Raw genomic sequence first — 15,740 nt, 5'->3', positions numbered from 1 at the left:
TAGCTTTTTAGTTTGAGTAGTTATCCTAAATATAACGAGCATGAGTGAGCACGGTCATTTCATAACATGCTTCGAGAGATAAGTAAGGAACAACACCACAGTATTGCAAAACTACAAAGTATGGTTATGTAGTATCATTCAAATTTTCATTCTGAGGCTGATTACAGGGAATACTTACCTAGATTTCACACAGCTCACTAAGTCCGATACTTTTTAGTATTGGACTTAGTGTGTAGTTCAACGTATAGTAAGCGAATTAGCATTAAACAATGTAAATAACGATTAATCCTATGAGTAAAAAAGTTTCTCTGCCGTATCCGCTGTTTCCAACCTATGTTGAATTAAAAGAATTTGAATTTGAAGATTATCCTCAGTTAGCTGAATTTATTCAGCAGACACCATGGTGGAAAACTCAATGGCAATGGGGAAAATCATTTCTGTTATATACTGGCCGTAACAAATCGATCCATACCTACGATCGGTTTAGAAATGAAATAGAAAAATTTATTTTGTGGTCATGTCTTGTTAAGCAAACCCCCATTGATGAATTACGCAAAGCAGATATTTTAGAATATGCGGATTATTGCTGGCAGCCGCCAGTCAATTGGATCGGCACTAGTAATCAAGAACGTTTTAAATTGGAAAATGGTTATTTCACCATAAACACTTCGTGGCGACCATTTAAAATTCAAGCCAGTAAAAGCCAACAAATTAAAGACATCGACAAGAAGAAATACCGACCATCGCAACAAACACTAACAGCAACATTTACAGCTATTGTGGTGTTTTATAACTATTTAATGGGCGAAGAACTTTGCTATGGTAATCCTGCCCATATTGCTAAAAAAGATTGTCGTCATTTTATTAATGATGCACAAGTGAAAGAAGTTAAACGTTTATCTGCAGATCAATGGCAATACTTATTTGATACAGCATTGGAAATGGCCAATGAAGATCCTGTCTATGAACGCAATCTCTTTGTCATTGCCGCATTAAAAACATTATTTCTTCGTATCTCAGAATTATCTGAACGTGCCAATTGGTCACCCATTATGGGACATTTTTGGCAGGATGATGATGAAAACTGGTGGTTAAAAGTCTTTGGTAAAGGTAGAAAATTACGTGATATTACTGTCCCTCCAGCTTTTTTACGATTTTTAACCCGCTATCGAAATGCACGTGGTTTATCTAATTTACCAACGATGAATGAAAATACGGTTCTGGTTGAAAAAATTCGCGGTCAAGGCGGCATGACATCACGTCATTTAAGGCGTTTGGTACAGCATGTATTTGATCGCGCATTTGATAAAATGAAGCAAATAGAAGGTGAAAACCGAGCGTTAAAACTCAAAGAAGCGACAACGCATTGGCTTAGACACACGGGTGCAAGCATGGAAGTGGAACGTGGACGTGCGTTAAAAGATTTGTCAGAAGATTTAGGTCACGCCAGTATGGCTACAACCGATACTATTTATGTACAATCTGAGAATAAAATGCGCGCAGAAAGCGGTAAAAAACGTAAAGTTGATTAACTAAAATAATATTGCGCCCTATTTTCTTGCACGGCTTTCACCAATCAACTTTTAGTGTTTAGTCTCGGCATTAGCCAATATTTTTTACAAGCTAATGCCGAAAAAACACGATTATATGTCTAACTCTTTGCACCAACGGCTAGCTTCGACAAACTCTTTGTGTAAAAAGTGCTTATCTAAGTCGTAGGTTTCAATCATTGTATTGATATTATCACCATTACCTGTGATGTAATCTGTGGTTAACTTTAATAATTGCCCTAAAGGACCTTCTTGATTGACTAATGCTTTTACGATCGGCGATGCTAGCGGCATGGTTTTGATGATTTCATCCATTGGCATTTGTAAAATTGCTTCTATGCCGCTGAGTAAACCGGTGATAAAAGCAAATTCTGCTATTTCATTAAAGCAGCTATTAAGTGCAATGGCCGTCATTAATTTTGCTGTGATCAGTGATTGATGGGTCAATTCATTAGATTTATCACTGGTAAGTTTAGATAATGCTAAAATAGTGACAAATTGTTTGAGCTTTTCTTCACCTAAGTAAGCTGTTGCCTGTTTTAATGAGGTAATTTCAACGCGAGTACCGGTGCCTACATTATTAACCATCTTAAGTAAGCCAACGGTCAGATTGACATCATGACCGATGATCTCAGCAACTTTATCAAAATCAAGCGGCGTATTAAATGTTTCACTGATCAGGTGCAACATTTGCGCTTTCATTGGTGCTAATGTTTGCCCTTCTATGATTTCCGGTTCGTGGTAAAAGTAGCCCTGATAAAAATTAAAGCCAACTTCAGCAAGCGATTGAAGCTGATAATTAGTTTCTACTTTTTCAGCGGCTAATTTTATATTGAACGGCTTTATCCGCTCAAGCACTGGCTGTAATCGTTTAGGATTTATTTTTTCAACGTCTACTTTAATAATAGAAAGATATGGGAATAACTCGTCCCACTTATCATTAACATCATATTCAGTTAAGGCAATACGATATCCTTTACTGTGATAATACTTCAGTATTTTAACTAATCGTTCTGTTGGTGATGAATGACCGACAAGTTCAATGACAATTGATTGCTTGTCAAACATCAGTGGATACTTGTTGATTAAGCACTTTTCTGTGAAGTTGATAAATGCCAATTTGCCCAGACTAATGGCGTTAATATCTCCTTGAAGATGGTTCTGGATAATTAATTTAGAGCTGGCAACATCCGGATCAATTTCTGGAAATTTATTTTCAGGACAATCCCTAAATAATAATTCGTAACCGATAGTGTTCGACTTACGATCTAGAATAGCCTGACGTGCAATATAAGTACTATACATCTCAACAAATTTTACGATTTAACTGTCACGATAAAATACCCTATTTTATCTGTGAAGGTAAAGCTTTAACATTCCATAATGTTATAAAGTTGTTAATTTGTGATAGATTTATTTAGAAAGCTTGCTAATAATGCCTGCTCTTTCGCTATTTTTTGCGCTTGTGGTAATTGTAATAATAGCGACAGAAAAGGAAACACTTGAGTATTACTCAAAGGTTCAATACTAAGCCCTTGTTTAATGTCAGGTCCAAAGGCAATAAAAATGGCTTTCATCGCATCGTTTTCTTTAACATCAAAGCCATGAGTTGCGGCACCAGTATATGAAAACTTTTCTACAAATGTAGCTGGGGCCTTGGCATTAATTATCATGTCGGGAACTACATTATTTTGCTGATTAAAATGCCAATGCTCAGGAAATTGCCCTTGCTGATAAACGTCATACAAATGTGCTTGCCTGTGTTGGCTTAAGTGTGATCGGACATCATTTAAACGTTTAGCATTATCGTCATAAATATATAATTGTGTTTGACCATTGATAACATGTAAATCAGGGAAAGGTTTTAGCAATCGATTTCTGTTTATCTGACTCCCTTCATTGATATCTATCATCCCATGATCAGAGACTAAGACAATATTCGGAGTGACCTTTGTTTTTGTTTGAATATCAATAACTAATTGCCCTATCAAGGCATCAATTTGGGAAACTGCTTGCGCTAATTGTTCTGAATGTACACCATAACGATGTCCAATAGAATCTATTGTTGAAAAATAACTAAGAATTAAGCCAGGACGTTGGGATGCTGGCAATTGCAACCATTTTATAATTTGCGCAGTTTTAGTTTGGTCTGAGGTATGGCTGTTATACGGAAAATAATAGCTAGGGAGTTGTTGCTCAATTTTAGCTTCTGACTCAGGCCAGAAATAAATGGCCGAAGTAATGCCATGTTGCTCGGCTAATGTCCAAATTGGCTTTGCTGTTAACCAGGCATGATTGTTTTTACCATCCCCTAACGCGTAAGTTTTTTTTAACCCTCGGTGATAAAACTTATTATGCACAATACCGTGATTAGCGGGATAAACACCTGTAGCGATTGTTAAATGATTTGGAAAAGTCTTGGAAGGAAATACCGGCAATAGCCCTTTTGAACTAACACCTTTAGTGATGAGATTAGATAAGTGCTTAGGCTTAAATCTAGTTAGGTAATCATAAGCGAAACCATCAATGGAGATCACTATGACAGGGTTTTTACCGTATACATTGGATGTTAAAAGTATTAACAGCAGTATCAATAAACGCATATGAGTATATCTCTGGGGCGCAGAGCTAATAAAAAAGCATAATAATACACTTATTATGCTTTTTTATGACAAGATAGTGATCAGACAAATAAGTCTTTTATGTTGGCTAAATCTGTTTTTCCTTCTAAGAGCTCTTCTGGTGATAAACCAGATAACTCATGCGGAAACACTAACCATTCATCTGATTCATGAATATAATAATCAGGTTGTAAATCAACCTTGTTATTCGTTGGTTTATACCATGGACAAGCAATGCGAACATCCGATGGCATGTTTTTACGAGTCTGTATTTTAAGTTGCTTGATCAGTGCATCAATACTACGACCAGAGTCAAACACATCATCAACAATTAATAAGCTATCATCTGCATTGGCATTCTCAATAATGTAATGCAACCCATGCACTTTGATCTCTTTACTTTGCTGGTTAATACCATAATAAGATGATGTTCTTACCGCGATATGATCGGTTTCAACTTTTTTAAAATCATAGAATTCTTGTACAGCAATACCTATAGGTGCACCACCGCGCCATATGCCAACGATGTAATCAGGGCGAAACCCGTCTTCAAAAGCCTTTGCAGCGACTCGAAATGAATCTTCTAATAATTCTTGTGCAGTTATAAAACGCTTTTGCATTTATCTACTTCCATTACTTACTATTTACTTGAATAAACTACATTATACCTTGGTTTGTTCACAATAGTTAAATCAAAGTAAAATTTCCTTGTTTTGCAACAAATATCAACACAATTGATACTATCGGTAATTAGATCAATTGGTCCAGTAACATCAGTTGATGGTAAACGGTATTAGCAGATTGAATAAGTAATTGATGATTTGTGTTTTCGTACGTATCCTTTGGCGTGTGATAATTTTCGTGAACCCCTACGCCATAGTAAATAATCGGAATACCTACACGGTAAAAGCCAAAATGATCACTGGCTTTAAGCCAGCTGACACGTTGGTTCTCTATGGTTAATTGTCGTTTAAATCCTTTAATCACTCTAAAGTTTGTATAATTTTGATGCTGATAAAAGCTTTGTAGCTCAGGTTCATTCAATAATAAATCTAATTTTTTGCTCATAAAATGTAAGTTTTTACTGTGTTTACTGCCGGCTAACATGTCTAAGTTAATGTTGAGTTTGATCCTAGGAACATATTGAGACTGCTGTTGAATAAATGCTTTTACCCCTTTTAAGTGACTTTCTTCCCCATCGGTGAGAACGAACAAAATATTATGGTTAAGCTGTTGCTTATTTTGTTGTAATTGTTTTGCAATCGCTAATACTGCGGCAGTACCTGAAGCATTATCGTCTGCCCCATTATAAATTCTCTCACCGTTATGCCCTATGTGATCAAAATGGGCTGTTAATACAATATAATCATTACTATCTGATGTTTTAATTTGGGCAATAACATTATTACCAGACACTTCGTTTGTAAAAAGCCATTTAAAAGTGAAAGGATGTAGATAACTTGACTCGAAAGGTGGAATAGATAAGTGCTTAAATTGTTGCACCAAATATTGCTGAGCTACTGTATTCGCTTTCGTACCTACCTTTCGGCCCTGTAACTCATCTGACGCCAAGTATTGAAAGTGCGTCAATAAATAGTGCTCATCTAATGCATGTTCAAGGGTGCGAGTGTTGATATTTTGCGACTGGCAGCCCAGCAAAGCCAGTATCAGACAACAACTAACGGTAAAATATTTAATCACTGAACTGAGCTTTCTTTAAAAAAGTTAAGTTTTGCGACATATTGAGATTCAACCAATGCACCATCGTTGTATGAAATTGCTCTTTGCATCGCTTTCTCTGCTTTATCTATTTGGCCTAATTCATAATAAACTTTGGCAATACCATAATGAAACTCGTGTATTTTGCGATTCATTCTAAGTGCTGTTTTGTAATGATGTAACGCTAAATCATTATTTCCTCTAAAAAAGGCTTCATCACCTAGTAATGCATGATAGTAGGGGTTGGTAATGCGTTTGTTATGAATAACTTGATGTAAATCATCAGCCTGTTCAATTTTGCCTAAAGATTTAAGTAAAAAGGCTAAATTTCCCATAGCTGTTAGGTTATCTTGATCAATAGCTATGGCGTATTGGTAAGCTTTTTCCGCTTCAGTATAGTTTGCAGTTAATTTATATAGAATGCCTAAATTTCCCCAAGCTGGTGAAAATGATGGGGCTAATTGTGTGGCCTGTTTAAAATAGGCATACGCACGTGAGTATTGTTTATCAACTAAGGCATCCGCTCCTTTGTTATTGTAAAACATAGCAAGCACTGTGTCTTTGTTGACTGTTTTCTTTGGAAACCTATTTCGAGCCATGGCGGGATCAAAATCAATTTGCAGGAGATTTTTACCTAAAGCAATTAATTTATGTGGTGATTTTGGTTCAGTGATCACTAAATTGACATGCCCTGTAAGTAAATTGTATTCACCATTACGAATCCAATATTCAGGCACTTTAACATCTTGAAATCTCACATCGAGACCCGCTTCTTTAGCAAGCGCATAAGCCATTATTGTGAGTGACATACAATTGGCAACTTGGCTATGATAGGCTTCTTGTGCGGTTAAATTTGCTGAGCTTTCATATATTAGATCAATGTTTTTTTTCGAAAATATATGATCTAATAAGCGCTTGGCACGTCGTTTATTTTCTCTTACCACTAAGAGTTTAGATCTAACCATCTCTTTCATTTCATCATCTATGGCAAACACGTCATGCTCACTTTCAATAGCTTGTGCCTGATAATTTGGAAACTCGTGATCTAAATAAAGGGAGTCATTGACCGGAATGCTGTTTTGAACTGTGGATGTACTTTGACATGCTACAAGCAACAGGCTTGATACTACAATTAACCAACGTGTCATACGACAATAAAAAAGACGCAACATAAAACCTCCAAACACATTTAAACGAGCTTATGTATAACTTAACTATAAACTAAAAACTTCGTAGGAGGTTAAAAATTACTCGATATTAATTTTTGTTTACAATTTAGTTGGCTAAATAACAAACTATAGATATCAGTATATTCATGTTTTCTGGTTATAGAAAGTGTGCTTGGCACAAATGATGGTTGAGCTAAGATTGCAAAACCGTTAAGTATTTTCAGTGAATAGACGGCTGGATCAAGCGATAATGTTGTGGTGATATAACGTTCTGATAGTAGTCTCATCATAAGCTAAGGTGCTGGTTAATACTTCATAGGTGTGTTGCCCCAATTCGGGCGCTGCATGATGATATTTAATTGGGGTATCAGACAGATTAATCGGTGAAGCCACACTATTAACCAGCACATTATTTATATTAGGAAGCTGTTTGATCATTTCACGATTTTGAATTTGAGGATGATTACACACCTGTGCTAAATCATTCACCGCACCGCATGGCACTGAAATTTTCTCAAGTTGCGAAATCCACCAAGCTGTTGTTTGTGAATGTAATTTTTGAGTAAGAATATCAATTAATTCAGCTCTGTTATTAACTCGCTGTTCATTGGTAGCATAACGCTGATCTTGTGCCAGTTCACTTAATTGAGCTAATTGGCAAAAGCGCTTGAATTGTTGATCATTACCAATGGCGAGCATTAAATTACCATCTTTGGTTGCAAAGCACTGATATGGCACAATATTAGGATGACCATTGCCATATCGATCTGGGGTTTCATGGGTGGTGAGATAGTTCATAGATTGATTAGCAAGGGTAGCAAACTGCACATCAAGTAGCGCCATATCAATGTACTGGCCTCGTTTAGTATGATGCCTAGCCATTAATGCGGCTAAAATTGCATTACAGCTATATAAACCTGTCATGATATCAACAACAGCAACCCCAACTTTCATAGGATCACCTTCAGGCTCACCAGTTAGGCTCATTAAACCGCCCTCTGCTTGGATCATAGCATCATACCCTGCTTTATGTGCATAAGGGCCAGATTGCCCATAACCTGTGATAGAACAATACACCAATTCAGGATTTAACTTTTTTAAAGTAGGATAATCCAAACCATATTTAGCTAAGCCACCCACTTTAAAGTTTTCAATGACCACATCAACCTTACATACAAGCTCGCGAATAATTTTTTGGCCTTGTTCAGTGGTGATATCGATGGCAATGGATTTTTTGTTTCGATTGGCACAATGATAATATGCCGCTTGTGGCGGTTGTTGCCCAGAAGCCTCGACAACAAAAGGAGGCCCCCAGAATCGGGTATCATCCCCTACTTGTGGACGTTCAACTTTGATCACTTCAGCGCCGAGATCTGCCAGCATTTGAGAGGCCCATGGGCCAGCTAAAATTCTGCTTAAATCTAAAACTTTAATTCCTTGTAAAGCTTCAGCTGTTGTTGAACTATCTTCCATCTTTTAAACACCCTTTTCTTTTATTTTAACCTTAATAAAATGTTAAGCGCTAATCATATTGCTCTAGTTACCTGTAATGATAAATTAATCGTAGAGCTTTTAATTGATTAACTAAAAGCGAGAACAAAAAATTCGAATATTGGCTTGGTAATTTATCATTAGCTAAAACGAAAAGCCCCCATCATCACTTCTGGGGTTTTATACTAAATATGGCGGAAAGATTGAGAATTGAACTCTGATTAAGGTGTTATGCTACGAACCCTAAATTTACGAAGCCTTAGAAAGCAAAAAGCCGCTATAAAAATAGCGGCTTTTCTAAATATGGCGGTGAGATAGAAAGTTAAACTTTGGGTAAGGTGTTGTTCTACAAACCCTAAGATATTTTATTATCTGCTAAAACGACAAAACCCCAACATTGCTGTTGGGGTTTTGTACCGAATATGGCGGTGAGATAGAGATTTGAACTCTAGAAGGGCTACAAACCCTTGCCGGTTTTCAAGACCGGTGCTTTCGACCACTCAGCCATCTCACCATAGTGTTGTTGCTTCCTAGAAAGCGGTGCGAATATTAAAGATAACTCTCTTATTTGTAAAGTGGTTTTTTACAAATAATGTTAAAAAATTATAAATAAATAATACGTTTGTCTGTTGTGATAAATTTTAACGCAATATTTGGTGATTAAACAAACAATGTGTTTGCTGGTGCTAATTATTAAATCTACCTTAATATTGATAGCCCTGCCCTAATTATCGGTTTTGATTAGTTCGATTTAACAAATTGAACTCTGATTAAGGTGTTGTGCTACAAACCCTAAGATATTTTATTATCTGCTAAAACGACAAAACCCCAACATTTCTGTTGGGGTTTTGTACTGAATATGGCGGTGAGATAGAGATTTGAACTCTAGAAGGGCTACAAACCCTTGCCGGTTTTCAAGACCGGTGCTTTCGACCACTCAGCCATCTCACCAGATATCGTTAAGGACTTGCCTTAAGACGAGGCGAATATTAATGGCTAGAAAAACACTTGTAAAGTAATTATTTTTCTAATCTGAATCGTTTGCTAGTTAAATGACCGTTTTGCTGGCTATTTAGTCAATCAGCAAGGCCTTTAGTGTTATTTATACCCTACTGATGAGTGATAACAATTGTACTCATGAAGTGTTGAAAGTAAGGTTAATGATAAAAAAATAGATCAATAGCTTATGACAAATAAACAACCCACCCGTTGCCCTTGGTTAGACACGTCAAAACCTGATTATGTTAAATACCACGATGAAGAATGGGGAGTCCCTGTGTATGATGATAATAAATTATTTGAGTACCTTACTCTTGAGTCTGCACAAGCTGGGCTCAGTTGGTACACCATCTTAAAAAGGCGTGAAGGTTATCGGAACGCCTTTGCTAACTTTGACGTACAAAAAGTCGCATTGTTTGATGAAAAAGACATAGAACGATTAATGCAAAATACTGACATCATTCGAAATCGCAAAAAAATTGAAGCCGCCATAAATAATGCGCACCGCTTTATAGAGATCCAAAATGCATTTGGTAGTTTCAGTGAATATATGTGGTCTTTTGTTGATAACAAAACCATTGTTAATACGTTTGAAAGCAAAGAAGACTTTATAGCCACCAGCGAAATTTCAGATATGTTCAGTAAAGATCTAAAAAAACGCGGCTTTAAATTTGTTGGTTCCACCACTTGTTATGCCCATATGCAAGCCTGTGGCATGGTAAATGATCACACTGTTGATTGTTATCGAAGATCACAAATTATTAAACAATTTAACCAAGAAAAACCGTAGCAATTTTTAATTTACATGTCATAATATGTCACAAGGCTTTTTTAAATTTTTACCGTAAGCTATTGAACTTATGAATTTAAGCCTTATCTTACATATATAACTAAAGTTATTAGAGGAATGTTTATGCAATCAAATACGAGTTTTCAAACAGCGAGTAAAAGCTCAGCGATTGAAATCAATAAAGTATTAAAAAACACCTATATGTTATTATCAATGACATTGGCGTTTAGTGCGGTAACCGCAGGTATTTCAATGGCTGTAGGCTTGTCTCATATGGCAGCATTAGTCATGACATTAGTTGCTTTCGGTTTGTTATTTGTTGTACATAAACAAGCTGATAAAGCTAATGGTATTTTTTGGATTTTTGCTTTCACTGGCTTAATGGGCGCATCTTTAGGTCCAATGCTTAATTATTATGCTGCAATGCCAAACGGTGCATCATTAATTATGCAAGCATTAGGCGGTACAGCACTCATCTTCTTTGCCCTTTCAGGTTATGCATTAACCAGTAAAAAAGACTTCTCATTTATGGGTGGCTTTTTAATGGTTGGCTTAATCGTGGTAATAATTGCGGCGATTGCGAATATCTTTTTTGCGATTCCAGCCGTTTCATTAGCGTTAAGTGCTGCGATTATTATGATCATGTCAGGCCTTATTTTGTTTGATACTAGTCGTATCATACACGGCGGTGAGCGTAACTACATTCGTGCCACAGTATCGCTTTATTTAAATATTTATAATATTTTTACTAGCCTACTGCATTTATTAGGCGCATTTGGCGGTGATGATTAATCTCTGCTAAAAATTAACGTATAATAAAAAGCCTCGATTATTCGAGGCTTTTTTTTACTTAACATATTTTATTAAGGTAACTTTCGTGGATAGCTTAGCTGTTATAGTAACAACGCCCCCTAATCATCATTTTACTGAAACCGCTTTTCAATTTATTGAGCAAGCGATTGAACAGGAAATAAATGTGATCGGCGTGTTTTTTTATCAAGCAGGTGTATTGAACGCAAGTGCGCATTTAACCATTCCAAATGATGAATTCCCGCTATTACCGCGTTGGCAACAGTTGGCAAATAGCACCAACCTTCCTTTATATTTATGTAGCACCGCTGCCGAAAAACATGGGCTAATCGATGAAAGCCAAACACAAACAAAGCTAATTGACTCTGCTTTTACTATGGCTGGCCTTGGCGAATTAGTACAATTACATACCTCGGCAGAGAGAGTCATACAGTTATGATCAAAACAGAAAAATCTATCGCGCTATTAAATACCACCGCACCTTTTGCTTCACCAAATGCAAAAGATGCTTTAGATATTGCCATGATCATGGGGAGCTTTGAACAACCAACATATTTGTTTTTTGCAGGTGATGGTGTGTGGCAACTAAAGTCAAAGCAAGATCCTAGTAAAATAAATGTGAAAGACTTTTTGAAAACTTTTTCAGCTTTTGAATTTTACGATATAGAAGACATTTATGTTTGCCAGCAAAGTCTAGATGAGAGAGGATTAGCAGCTGATTTTCATATTAAAAACGTGCAACTATTATCAACTGAAAGCTTTTCTCATCAGCTAAAGCAGCATCACACAGTATTAACCTTTTAGGAGCAGTTTTATGTCAGGTAATACTCTACATATCCTGAGAAGTTCACCCTTTGCAGACAAACAAGCTGATTTAATGGTTAATTATATGAGCGTTAATGATAGTGTCGTGTTAATCGATGACGGCTGTTATTTATTACATCATCATAATCTTAAAAAGTTGCTAGAAAAACACACACAATTATATGCGATTGAGTCGCACGTCGATGCAAGAGCCTTAGAAAGTAATCAAGCTGTTTCATTAATCTCATTAGCGACTTTGAATGCGTTAGTATTTTCACATCACAATTCGGTAACCTGGGCATGACTATTAGTTTTAATCATCAACAGATAGCAACTGATCACCAAGGATATTTAGTAGATCACACGCAATGGTCAGAGCCATTAGCAGAAGTAATCGCGGAACAAGATGGCGTTACCTTAACCGAACAACATTGGGAAGTAATACGTTTTGTTCGCCAATTTTATATAACTTATAATACTTCTCCAGCTATTCGCGCATTAACAAAAGCGATGAAAGCAGAGTTTGGTGAACAAAAAGCCAGTAGTCGATATTTATACCGGCTATTTCCTGAAGGACCTGCTAAACAGGCAACAAAATATGCTGGCTTACCTAAGCCAGCACGATGTATTTAACATTTATTTAATTCGCAAAATCTACGCTTTAATATTAATGTTATGACCACTGTTACCAACAGCTGGCATAGCGGCAGTTTCAGGGTTTGCAGATTCAATTAATTTAAGCGCCATTTGCCCTTCAATTTCTTGCTGGGTTTGTGCTTTTTTGGCAGTCAAAATCGCCTGTGCTGATTCAGTGTTAGTTTGAACTGCACTGCTAGAGCCGATAGTGATAGACATAAAACCTCTCTTAGTGATTGATAAAAGTACTACGTTTTTTCATAAGTCCATTGATAGTATCGGCTAAAAATTAGAAAACTTAAAAAAAAAGATGCAAATTTTGCATCTTTTCTTATTTGCTATTAGTTACAGTAGCTTTTTTAGCTTTGCGGCAAAGTAGGAATGGTGATCCCTGCCATTTCCAACATCACTCGTACAACTTGACAACTATAGCCAAATTCATTGTCATACCATACATAAAGTACCGCTCTGTCACCGTCAACAATCGTTGCTTGTGAATCAACAACACCGGCATAACGAGAGCCAACTAAGTCAGTAGAAACAATTTCAGTTGACGCAGTGTAATCTACTTGATTCTGTAATTTTGAATTAAGTGAAATGTTACGTAAGTAATCATTCAATGCTTCTTTAGAAGTTTCTTGTTTAAGATTCAAGTTCATGATCGCCATTGAAACATTTGGCGTAGGTACACGAATAGCGTTACCCGTTAACAAGCCTTTCAATTCAGGCAATGCCTTTGCTACGGCTTTAGCGGCACCTGTTGTACTAATAACCATGTTTAACGGTGCGCTACGACCACGACGTGGTGATTTATGGTAGTTATCAATCAAGTTCTGGTCGTTAGTATAAGAATGAACCGTTTCAACATGACCATTCTTAATGCCGTAATGATCATTAAGCGCTTTCAAGACAGGAGTAATAGCGTTTGTGGTACAGCTTGCTGCTGAGATGATTTTATCTTCTGCTAAAATCATGTCCTCATTCACACCATAAACGATATTTTTAATATCACCTTTTGCTGGCGCTGTTAATAATACTTTATTCACACCAGTTGATTGTAAATGTTGTCCTAGCCCTTCTTCATCACTCCAGATACCAGTATTATCAACAACTAACGCATTGTTAATACCGTAAGCGGTGTAATCAATTTCTGAAGGTGATTTAGCATAAATCACTTTAATAAATGCACCATTTGCTTTGATCACATTATTTTCTTCATCAATGGTAATGCTACCGTTGAATGCGCCATGAACAGAGTCACGACGTAATAAGCTAGCACGTTTAGCTAAATCACCATCTTTACCAGGACGAATAACAATTGCACGTAAATTTAATTTTGAGCTAGGACCCGCACGTTCAATTAACAAGCGTGCTAACAAGCGACCGATACGACCAAAACCGTATAAAACTACGTCTTGAGCAGCTTGCTCTTCCGGGTTTTTACAAATGTCAGTTAATTCTTTTTCTAAATATTGTTCAATTGAGATACCGTTGGCACCACCTAGGAATAAATAGCGATAGGCTAATTTACCTACATCAATACGTGCTGGAGCTAGATCCATTTTGCTAAGCGCTTCAATAAATGGGAAGCTTTCACGTAAACGAAGTTTGCTTTCTTCGTGTAATGCAACCGACTTATGTGCTTTAATAATGTCGATAGCAGAAGCATTCACTAATGGGCGCCCATAGATGGATACTTCAATACCTTTGTTTCTAAAAAGCTGTCCTATGATAGGTTGCATATTTTCAGCAAAAGTTTGACGTTCTTGCCAGCTAGTTTGATATTGTTCCTCAAGATGAGAAGTCATTGCGTAAACCTTTTATATCAGTCAATTGAACGATGTACTAATATTCTTTATAGTAGTGAATAATAGTAACAAAATGCGGGCGTATTGTAATGCAACATGAAATGTTTCGCCATAGGTTACAAACGTTTTATTAATATATTTTTGAGTCACTTGATGAAAACAATTCATTTTTCTATGATCATTTTGCTTGGATTACTCTCAGCTTGTGATTCTGCCCCCGATTATCAACAACTTTGCCAAGACAACCCTGAAATTTGTAATGAGTTACATGACGATTCTTGGTGTAAAGCCGAACGGATCAATGTTGGTAAAGCTAATCTTGCCCAAAAACAGCAACCTAAGGGTATCCATCAATTTAATCAGCTAATTGCTTATGAGAAATATGAAAAGTGTATTAGTCATGCGGCCAAAATAGAACATATTAAGGCGAAAGATAAAAAAGCCCGTCGTATTGAAAGCATGATGAAAGCGCGTGCACGCATCTCTGAAATTGCTGAGCAAACTAAAGGCGCTCAACACCCAAGGTTATTGTATTATCATTGGTCACGTTTTCTTGATAAACAAGCATTAGAAAGCTTTTTAGCACTTGAGGGAACTAAGGCGGTAGAAACACCTGAATCTCAATATGAATTAGCAACCTATTACGCCAAAACAGACCAGAAAAAGACCTTACAGTTGCTGTTTCATTCGTTGGAATTATTTGATGAAAACAGTACAGTGAATAATGAAGTGTTTAAAACACTTTCAAGTATTTATGCTGAAAAACAAGAAGTTAAGCAAGCTTATATTTGGTTAAAAGTCTTACAAATTTTTGACCCAGAAGATCCTGATATTAGCGCAAATACCTTGCAAAACTATATTGATGGTTATCAGCTAGACGCTGAGTTTCTAAATAAAGTAGCGCAAAACACGTTAGATAAAATCACCTCATCTACTTTTGTTGCACCAAAGTTTTGATTATCGCTTTGCAACAAATAATAAGCTGAGAGAGTTCACGCAATAACGTTTGCCTGTTGGTAACGGCCCGTCATCAAACACGTGGCCTAAATGAGACTGGCATTGCTGACATTGTATTTCGGTTCTGATCATTTGATGAGAATGATCGGGTAAATAACTGACCCGATCATCAATACAATCAAAAAAACTTGGCCAGCCACAGCCAGCATCAAATTTAGTGGTAGAATCAAACAAAGGTTGCTCACAACATGCGCAGTGATAACAGCCTGTTAGCCAATGATCGTTATACTTGCCAGTGAATGGGCGTTCCGTTGCCGCTAAACGACAAACGTTAAATGCTTCTTCTGACAATTTATCTTTATAACGATCATCTGCCATGTAATTCA

17 protein-coding genes and 2 tRNA genes are annotated in these 15,740 nt (G+C 36.7%); 8 read left to right on the top strand and 11 right to left on the bottom strand.

Translation table 11 applies throughout. The annotated features are described in order from the left end of the window. Positions 1 to 290: 290 nt before the first annotated feature. Positions 291 to 1,532: a site-specific integrase gene (locus IV514_RS13315; RefSeq protein WP_206485749.1), complete on the top strand. Its 1,242-nt coding sequence runs from the start codon at positions 291 to 293 to the stop codon at positions 1,530 to 1,532. Positions 1,533 to 1,643: 111 nt separating this feature from the next. Here IV514_RS13315 and IV514_RS13310 read toward each other — a convergent pair whose 3' ends face one another. The 8 genes from IV514_RS13310 to IV514_RS13275 all read right to left on the bottom strand — a co-directional run bounded on the left by IV514_RS13310 (position 1,644) and on the right by IV514_RS13275 (position 9,501). Continuing rightward, entirely contained in the window at positions 1,644 to 2,855 is a 1,212-nt protein-coding gene (locus IV514_RS13310) for an HDOD domain-containing protein (RefSeq protein WP_206485748.1), read from the bottom strand. A gap of 92 nt (positions 2,856 to 2,947) precedes the next feature. Next, a complete protein-coding gene (locus tag IV514_RS13305; RefSeq protein WP_206485747.1) occupies positions 2,948 to 4,153 on the bottom strand; it encodes an ectonucleotide pyrophosphatase/phosphodiesterase in 1,206 nt (401 codons plus the stop codon). A gap of 80 nt (positions 4,154 to 4,233) precedes the next feature. Continuing rightward, entirely contained in the window at positions 4,234 to 4,791 is a 558-nt protein-coding gene (locus IV514_RS13300) for a phosphoribosyltransferase family protein (RefSeq protein WP_206485746.1), read from the bottom strand. 130 nt (positions 4,792 to 4,921) lie between these two features. After that, on the bottom strand, positions 4,922 to 5,872 hold the full coding sequence (locus tag IV514_RS13295; RefSeq protein WP_206485745.1) for a M20/M25/M40 family metallo-hydrolase: 951 nt from the start codon (positions 5,870 to 5,872) through the stop codon (positions 4,922 to 4,924). Next, complete coding sequence (locus IV514_RS13290; RefSeq protein WP_206485744.1) at positions 5,869 to 7,062, bottom strand: tetratricopeptide repeat protein; 1,194 nt, start codon at positions 7,060 to 7,062, stop codon at positions 5,869 to 5,871. The genes IV514_RS13295 and IV514_RS13290 overlap by 4 nt, the downstream gene beginning before the upstream one ends. Positions 7,063 to 7,299: 237 nt before the next feature. Then, positions 7,300 to 8,532: a CoA transferase gene (locus IV514_RS13285; protein WP_206485743.1), complete on the bottom strand. Its 1,233-nt coding sequence runs from the start codon at positions 8,530 to 8,532 to the stop codon at positions 7,300 to 7,302. A 441-nt stretch (positions 8,533 to 8,973) separates the two neighbouring features. Then, a tRNA-Ser gene (locus IV514_RS13280) sits at positions 8,974 to 9,064 on the bottom strand. A gap of 346 nt (positions 9,065 to 9,410) precedes the next feature. Beyond that, positions 9,411 to 9,501, bottom strand: a tRNA-Ser gene (locus IV514_RS13275). A gap of 235 nt (positions 9,502 to 9,736) precedes the next feature. Here IV514_RS13275 and IV514_RS13270 point away from each other — a divergent pair. From IV514_RS13270 to IV514_RS13245, 6 genes are all read left to right on the top strand, one after another. Next, positions 9,737 to 10,339 carry a DNA-3-methyladenine glycosylase I gene (locus tag IV514_RS13270; RefSeq protein WP_206485742.1) on the top strand — a complete coding sequence of 201 codons (603 nt, stop codon included), beginning with the start codon at positions 9,737 to 9,739 and terminating at the stop codon, positions 10,337 to 10,339. A gap of 123 nt (positions 10,340 to 10,462) precedes the next feature. Next, the gene (locus tag IV514_RS13265) at positions 10,463 to 11,131 is read left to right on the top strand and encodes a Bax inhibitor-1/YccA family protein (RefSeq protein WP_206485741.1); all 669 of its coding nucleotides are present in this window, start codon (positions 10,463 to 10,465) and stop codon (positions 11,129 to 11,131) included. Between the two features lie 85 nt (positions 11,132 to 11,216). After that, positions 11,217 to 11,588, top strand: coding sequence for a sulfurtransferase complex subunit TusD (gene tusD, locus IV514_RS13260; RefSeq protein WP_206485740.1), 372 nt, complete (start codon positions 11,217 to 11,219; stop codon positions 11,586 to 11,588). Beyond that, entirely contained in the window at positions 11,585 to 11,953 is a 369-nt protein-coding gene (tusC, locus tag IV514_RS13255; protein WP_206485739.1) for a sulfurtransferase complex subunit TusC, read from the top strand. The genes tusD and tusC overlap by 4 nt, the downstream gene beginning before the upstream one ends. Positions 11,954 to 11,963: 10 nt before the next feature. After that, positions 11,964 to 12,257, top strand: coding sequence for a sulfurtransferase complex subunit TusB (gene tusB / locus IV514_RS13250; RefSeq protein WP_206485738.1), 294 nt, complete (start codon positions 11,964 to 11,966; stop codon positions 12,255 to 12,257). Further along, positions 12,254 to 12,586: a TusE/DsrC/DsvC family sulfur relay protein gene (locus IV514_RS13245; protein WP_206485737.1), complete on the top strand. Its 333-nt coding sequence runs from the start codon at positions 12,254 to 12,256 to the stop codon at positions 12,584 to 12,586. The genes tusB and IV514_RS13245 overlap by 4 nt, the downstream gene beginning before the upstream one ends. Before the next feature lie 21 nt (positions 12,587 to 12,607). Here the strand turns inward: IV514_RS13245 and IV514_RS13240 are convergent, their stop codons facing one another. Together IV514_RS13240 and IV514_RS13235 are read right to left on the bottom strand one after the other, a co-directional pair. Next, entirely contained in the window at positions 12,608 to 12,808 is a 201-nt protein-coding gene (locus tag IV514_RS13240; protein ID WP_206485736.1) for a cytoplasmic protein, read from the bottom strand. A 140-nt stretch (positions 12,809 to 12,948) separates the two neighbouring features. Then, entirely contained in the window at positions 12,949 to 14,397 is a 1,449-nt protein-coding gene (locus tag IV514_RS13235; RefSeq protein WP_206485735.1) for a glyceraldehyde-3-phosphate dehydrogenase, read from the bottom strand. 153 nt (positions 14,398 to 14,550) lie between these two features. On the opposite strand from IV514_RS13235, the gene IV514_RS13230 reads away from it, so the two are divergent. Then, positions 14,551 to 15,354, top strand: a complete 804-nt coding sequence (locus tag IV514_RS13230; RefSeq protein WP_206485734.1) for a DUF2989 domain-containing protein — start codon at positions 14,551 to 14,553, stop codon at positions 15,352 to 15,354. Here IV514_RS13230 and msrB read toward each other — a convergent pair whose 3' ends face one another. Further along, positions 15,355 to 15,732: a peptide-methionine (R)-S-oxide reductase MsrB gene (msrB, locus tag IV514_RS13225; protein WP_206485733.1), complete on the bottom strand. Its 378-nt coding sequence runs from the start codon at positions 15,730 to 15,732 to the stop codon at positions 15,355 to 15,357. It abuts the gene before it with no gap. Between the last annotated feature and the right edge of the window lie 8 nt (positions 15,733 to 15,740).

Origin of the sequence: Thalassotalea sp. G2M2-11 (genome assembly GCF_017168195.1) — a bacterium.
In the GTDB taxonomy this organism is placed as follows: Bacteria; Pseudomonadota; Gammaproteobacteria; order Enterobacterales; family Alteromonadaceae; genus Thalassotalea_E.
Note: the sequence above shows the minus strand (reverse complement) of the source record. Positions and strands in the feature narration are given on the sequence as shown.

What these genes read in the sequence shown, in the direction of transcription:
- IV514_RS13315 (WP_206485749.1), top strand. Translation starts at nt 291, where the DNA reads ATGAGTAAAAAAGTTTCTCTGCCGTATCCGCTGTTTCCAACCTATGTT.
- IV514_RS13310 (WP_206485748.1), bottom strand. Translation starts at nt 2,855, where the DNA reads ATGTATAGTACTTATATTGCACGTCAGGCTATTCTAGATCGTAAGTCG.
- IV514_RS13305 (WP_206485747.1), bottom strand. Translation starts at nt 4,153, where the DNA reads ATGCGTTTATTGATACTGCTGTTAATACTTTTAACATCCAATGTATAC.
- IV514_RS13300 (WP_206485746.1), bottom strand. Translation starts at nt 4,791, where the DNA reads ATGCAAAAGCGTTTTATAACTGCACAAGAATTATTAGAAGATTCATTT.
- IV514_RS13290 (WP_206485744.1), bottom strand. Translation starts at nt 7,062, where the DNA reads ATGTTGCGTCTTTTTTATTGTCGTATGACACGTTGGTTAATTGTAGTA.
- IV514_RS13285 (WP_206485743.1), bottom strand. Translation starts at nt 8,532, where the DNA reads ATGGAAGATAGTTCAACAACAGCTGAAGCTTTACAAGGAATTAAAGTT.
- IV514_RS13270 (WP_206485742.1), top strand. Translation starts at nt 9,737, where the DNA reads ATGACAAATAAACAACCCACCCGTTGCCCTTGGTTAGACACGTCAAAA.
- IV514_RS13265 (WP_206485741.1), top strand. Translation starts at nt 10,463, where the DNA reads ATGCAATCAAATACGAGTTTTCAAACAGCGAGTAAAAGCTCAGCGATT.
- tusC (WP_206485739.1), top strand. Translation starts at nt 11,585, where the DNA reads ATGATCAAAACAGAAAAATCTATCGCGCTATTAAATACCACCGCACCT.
- tusB (WP_206485738.1), top strand. Translation starts at nt 11,964, where the DNA reads ATGTCAGGTAATACTCTACATATCCTGAGAAGTTCACCCTTTGCAGAC.
- IV514_RS13245 (WP_206485737.1), top strand. Translation starts at nt 12,254, where the DNA reads ATGACTATTAGTTTTAATCATCAACAGATAGCAACTGATCACCAAGGA.
- IV514_RS13240 (WP_206485736.1), bottom strand. Translation starts at nt 12,808, where the DNA reads ATGTCTATCACTATCGGCTCTAGCAGTGCAGTTCAAACTAACACTGAA.
- IV514_RS13235 (WP_206485735.1), bottom strand. Translation starts at nt 14,397, where the DNA reads ATGACTTCTCATCTTGAGGAACAATATCAAACTAGCTGGCAAGAACGT.
- IV514_RS13230 (WP_206485734.1), top strand. Translation starts at nt 14,551, where the DNA reads ATGAAAACAATTCATTTTTCTATGATCATTTTGCTTGGATTACTCTCA.
- msrB (WP_206485733.1), bottom strand. Translation starts at nt 15,732, where the DNA reads ATGGCAGATGATCGTTATAAAGATAAATTGTCAGAAGAAGCATTTAAC.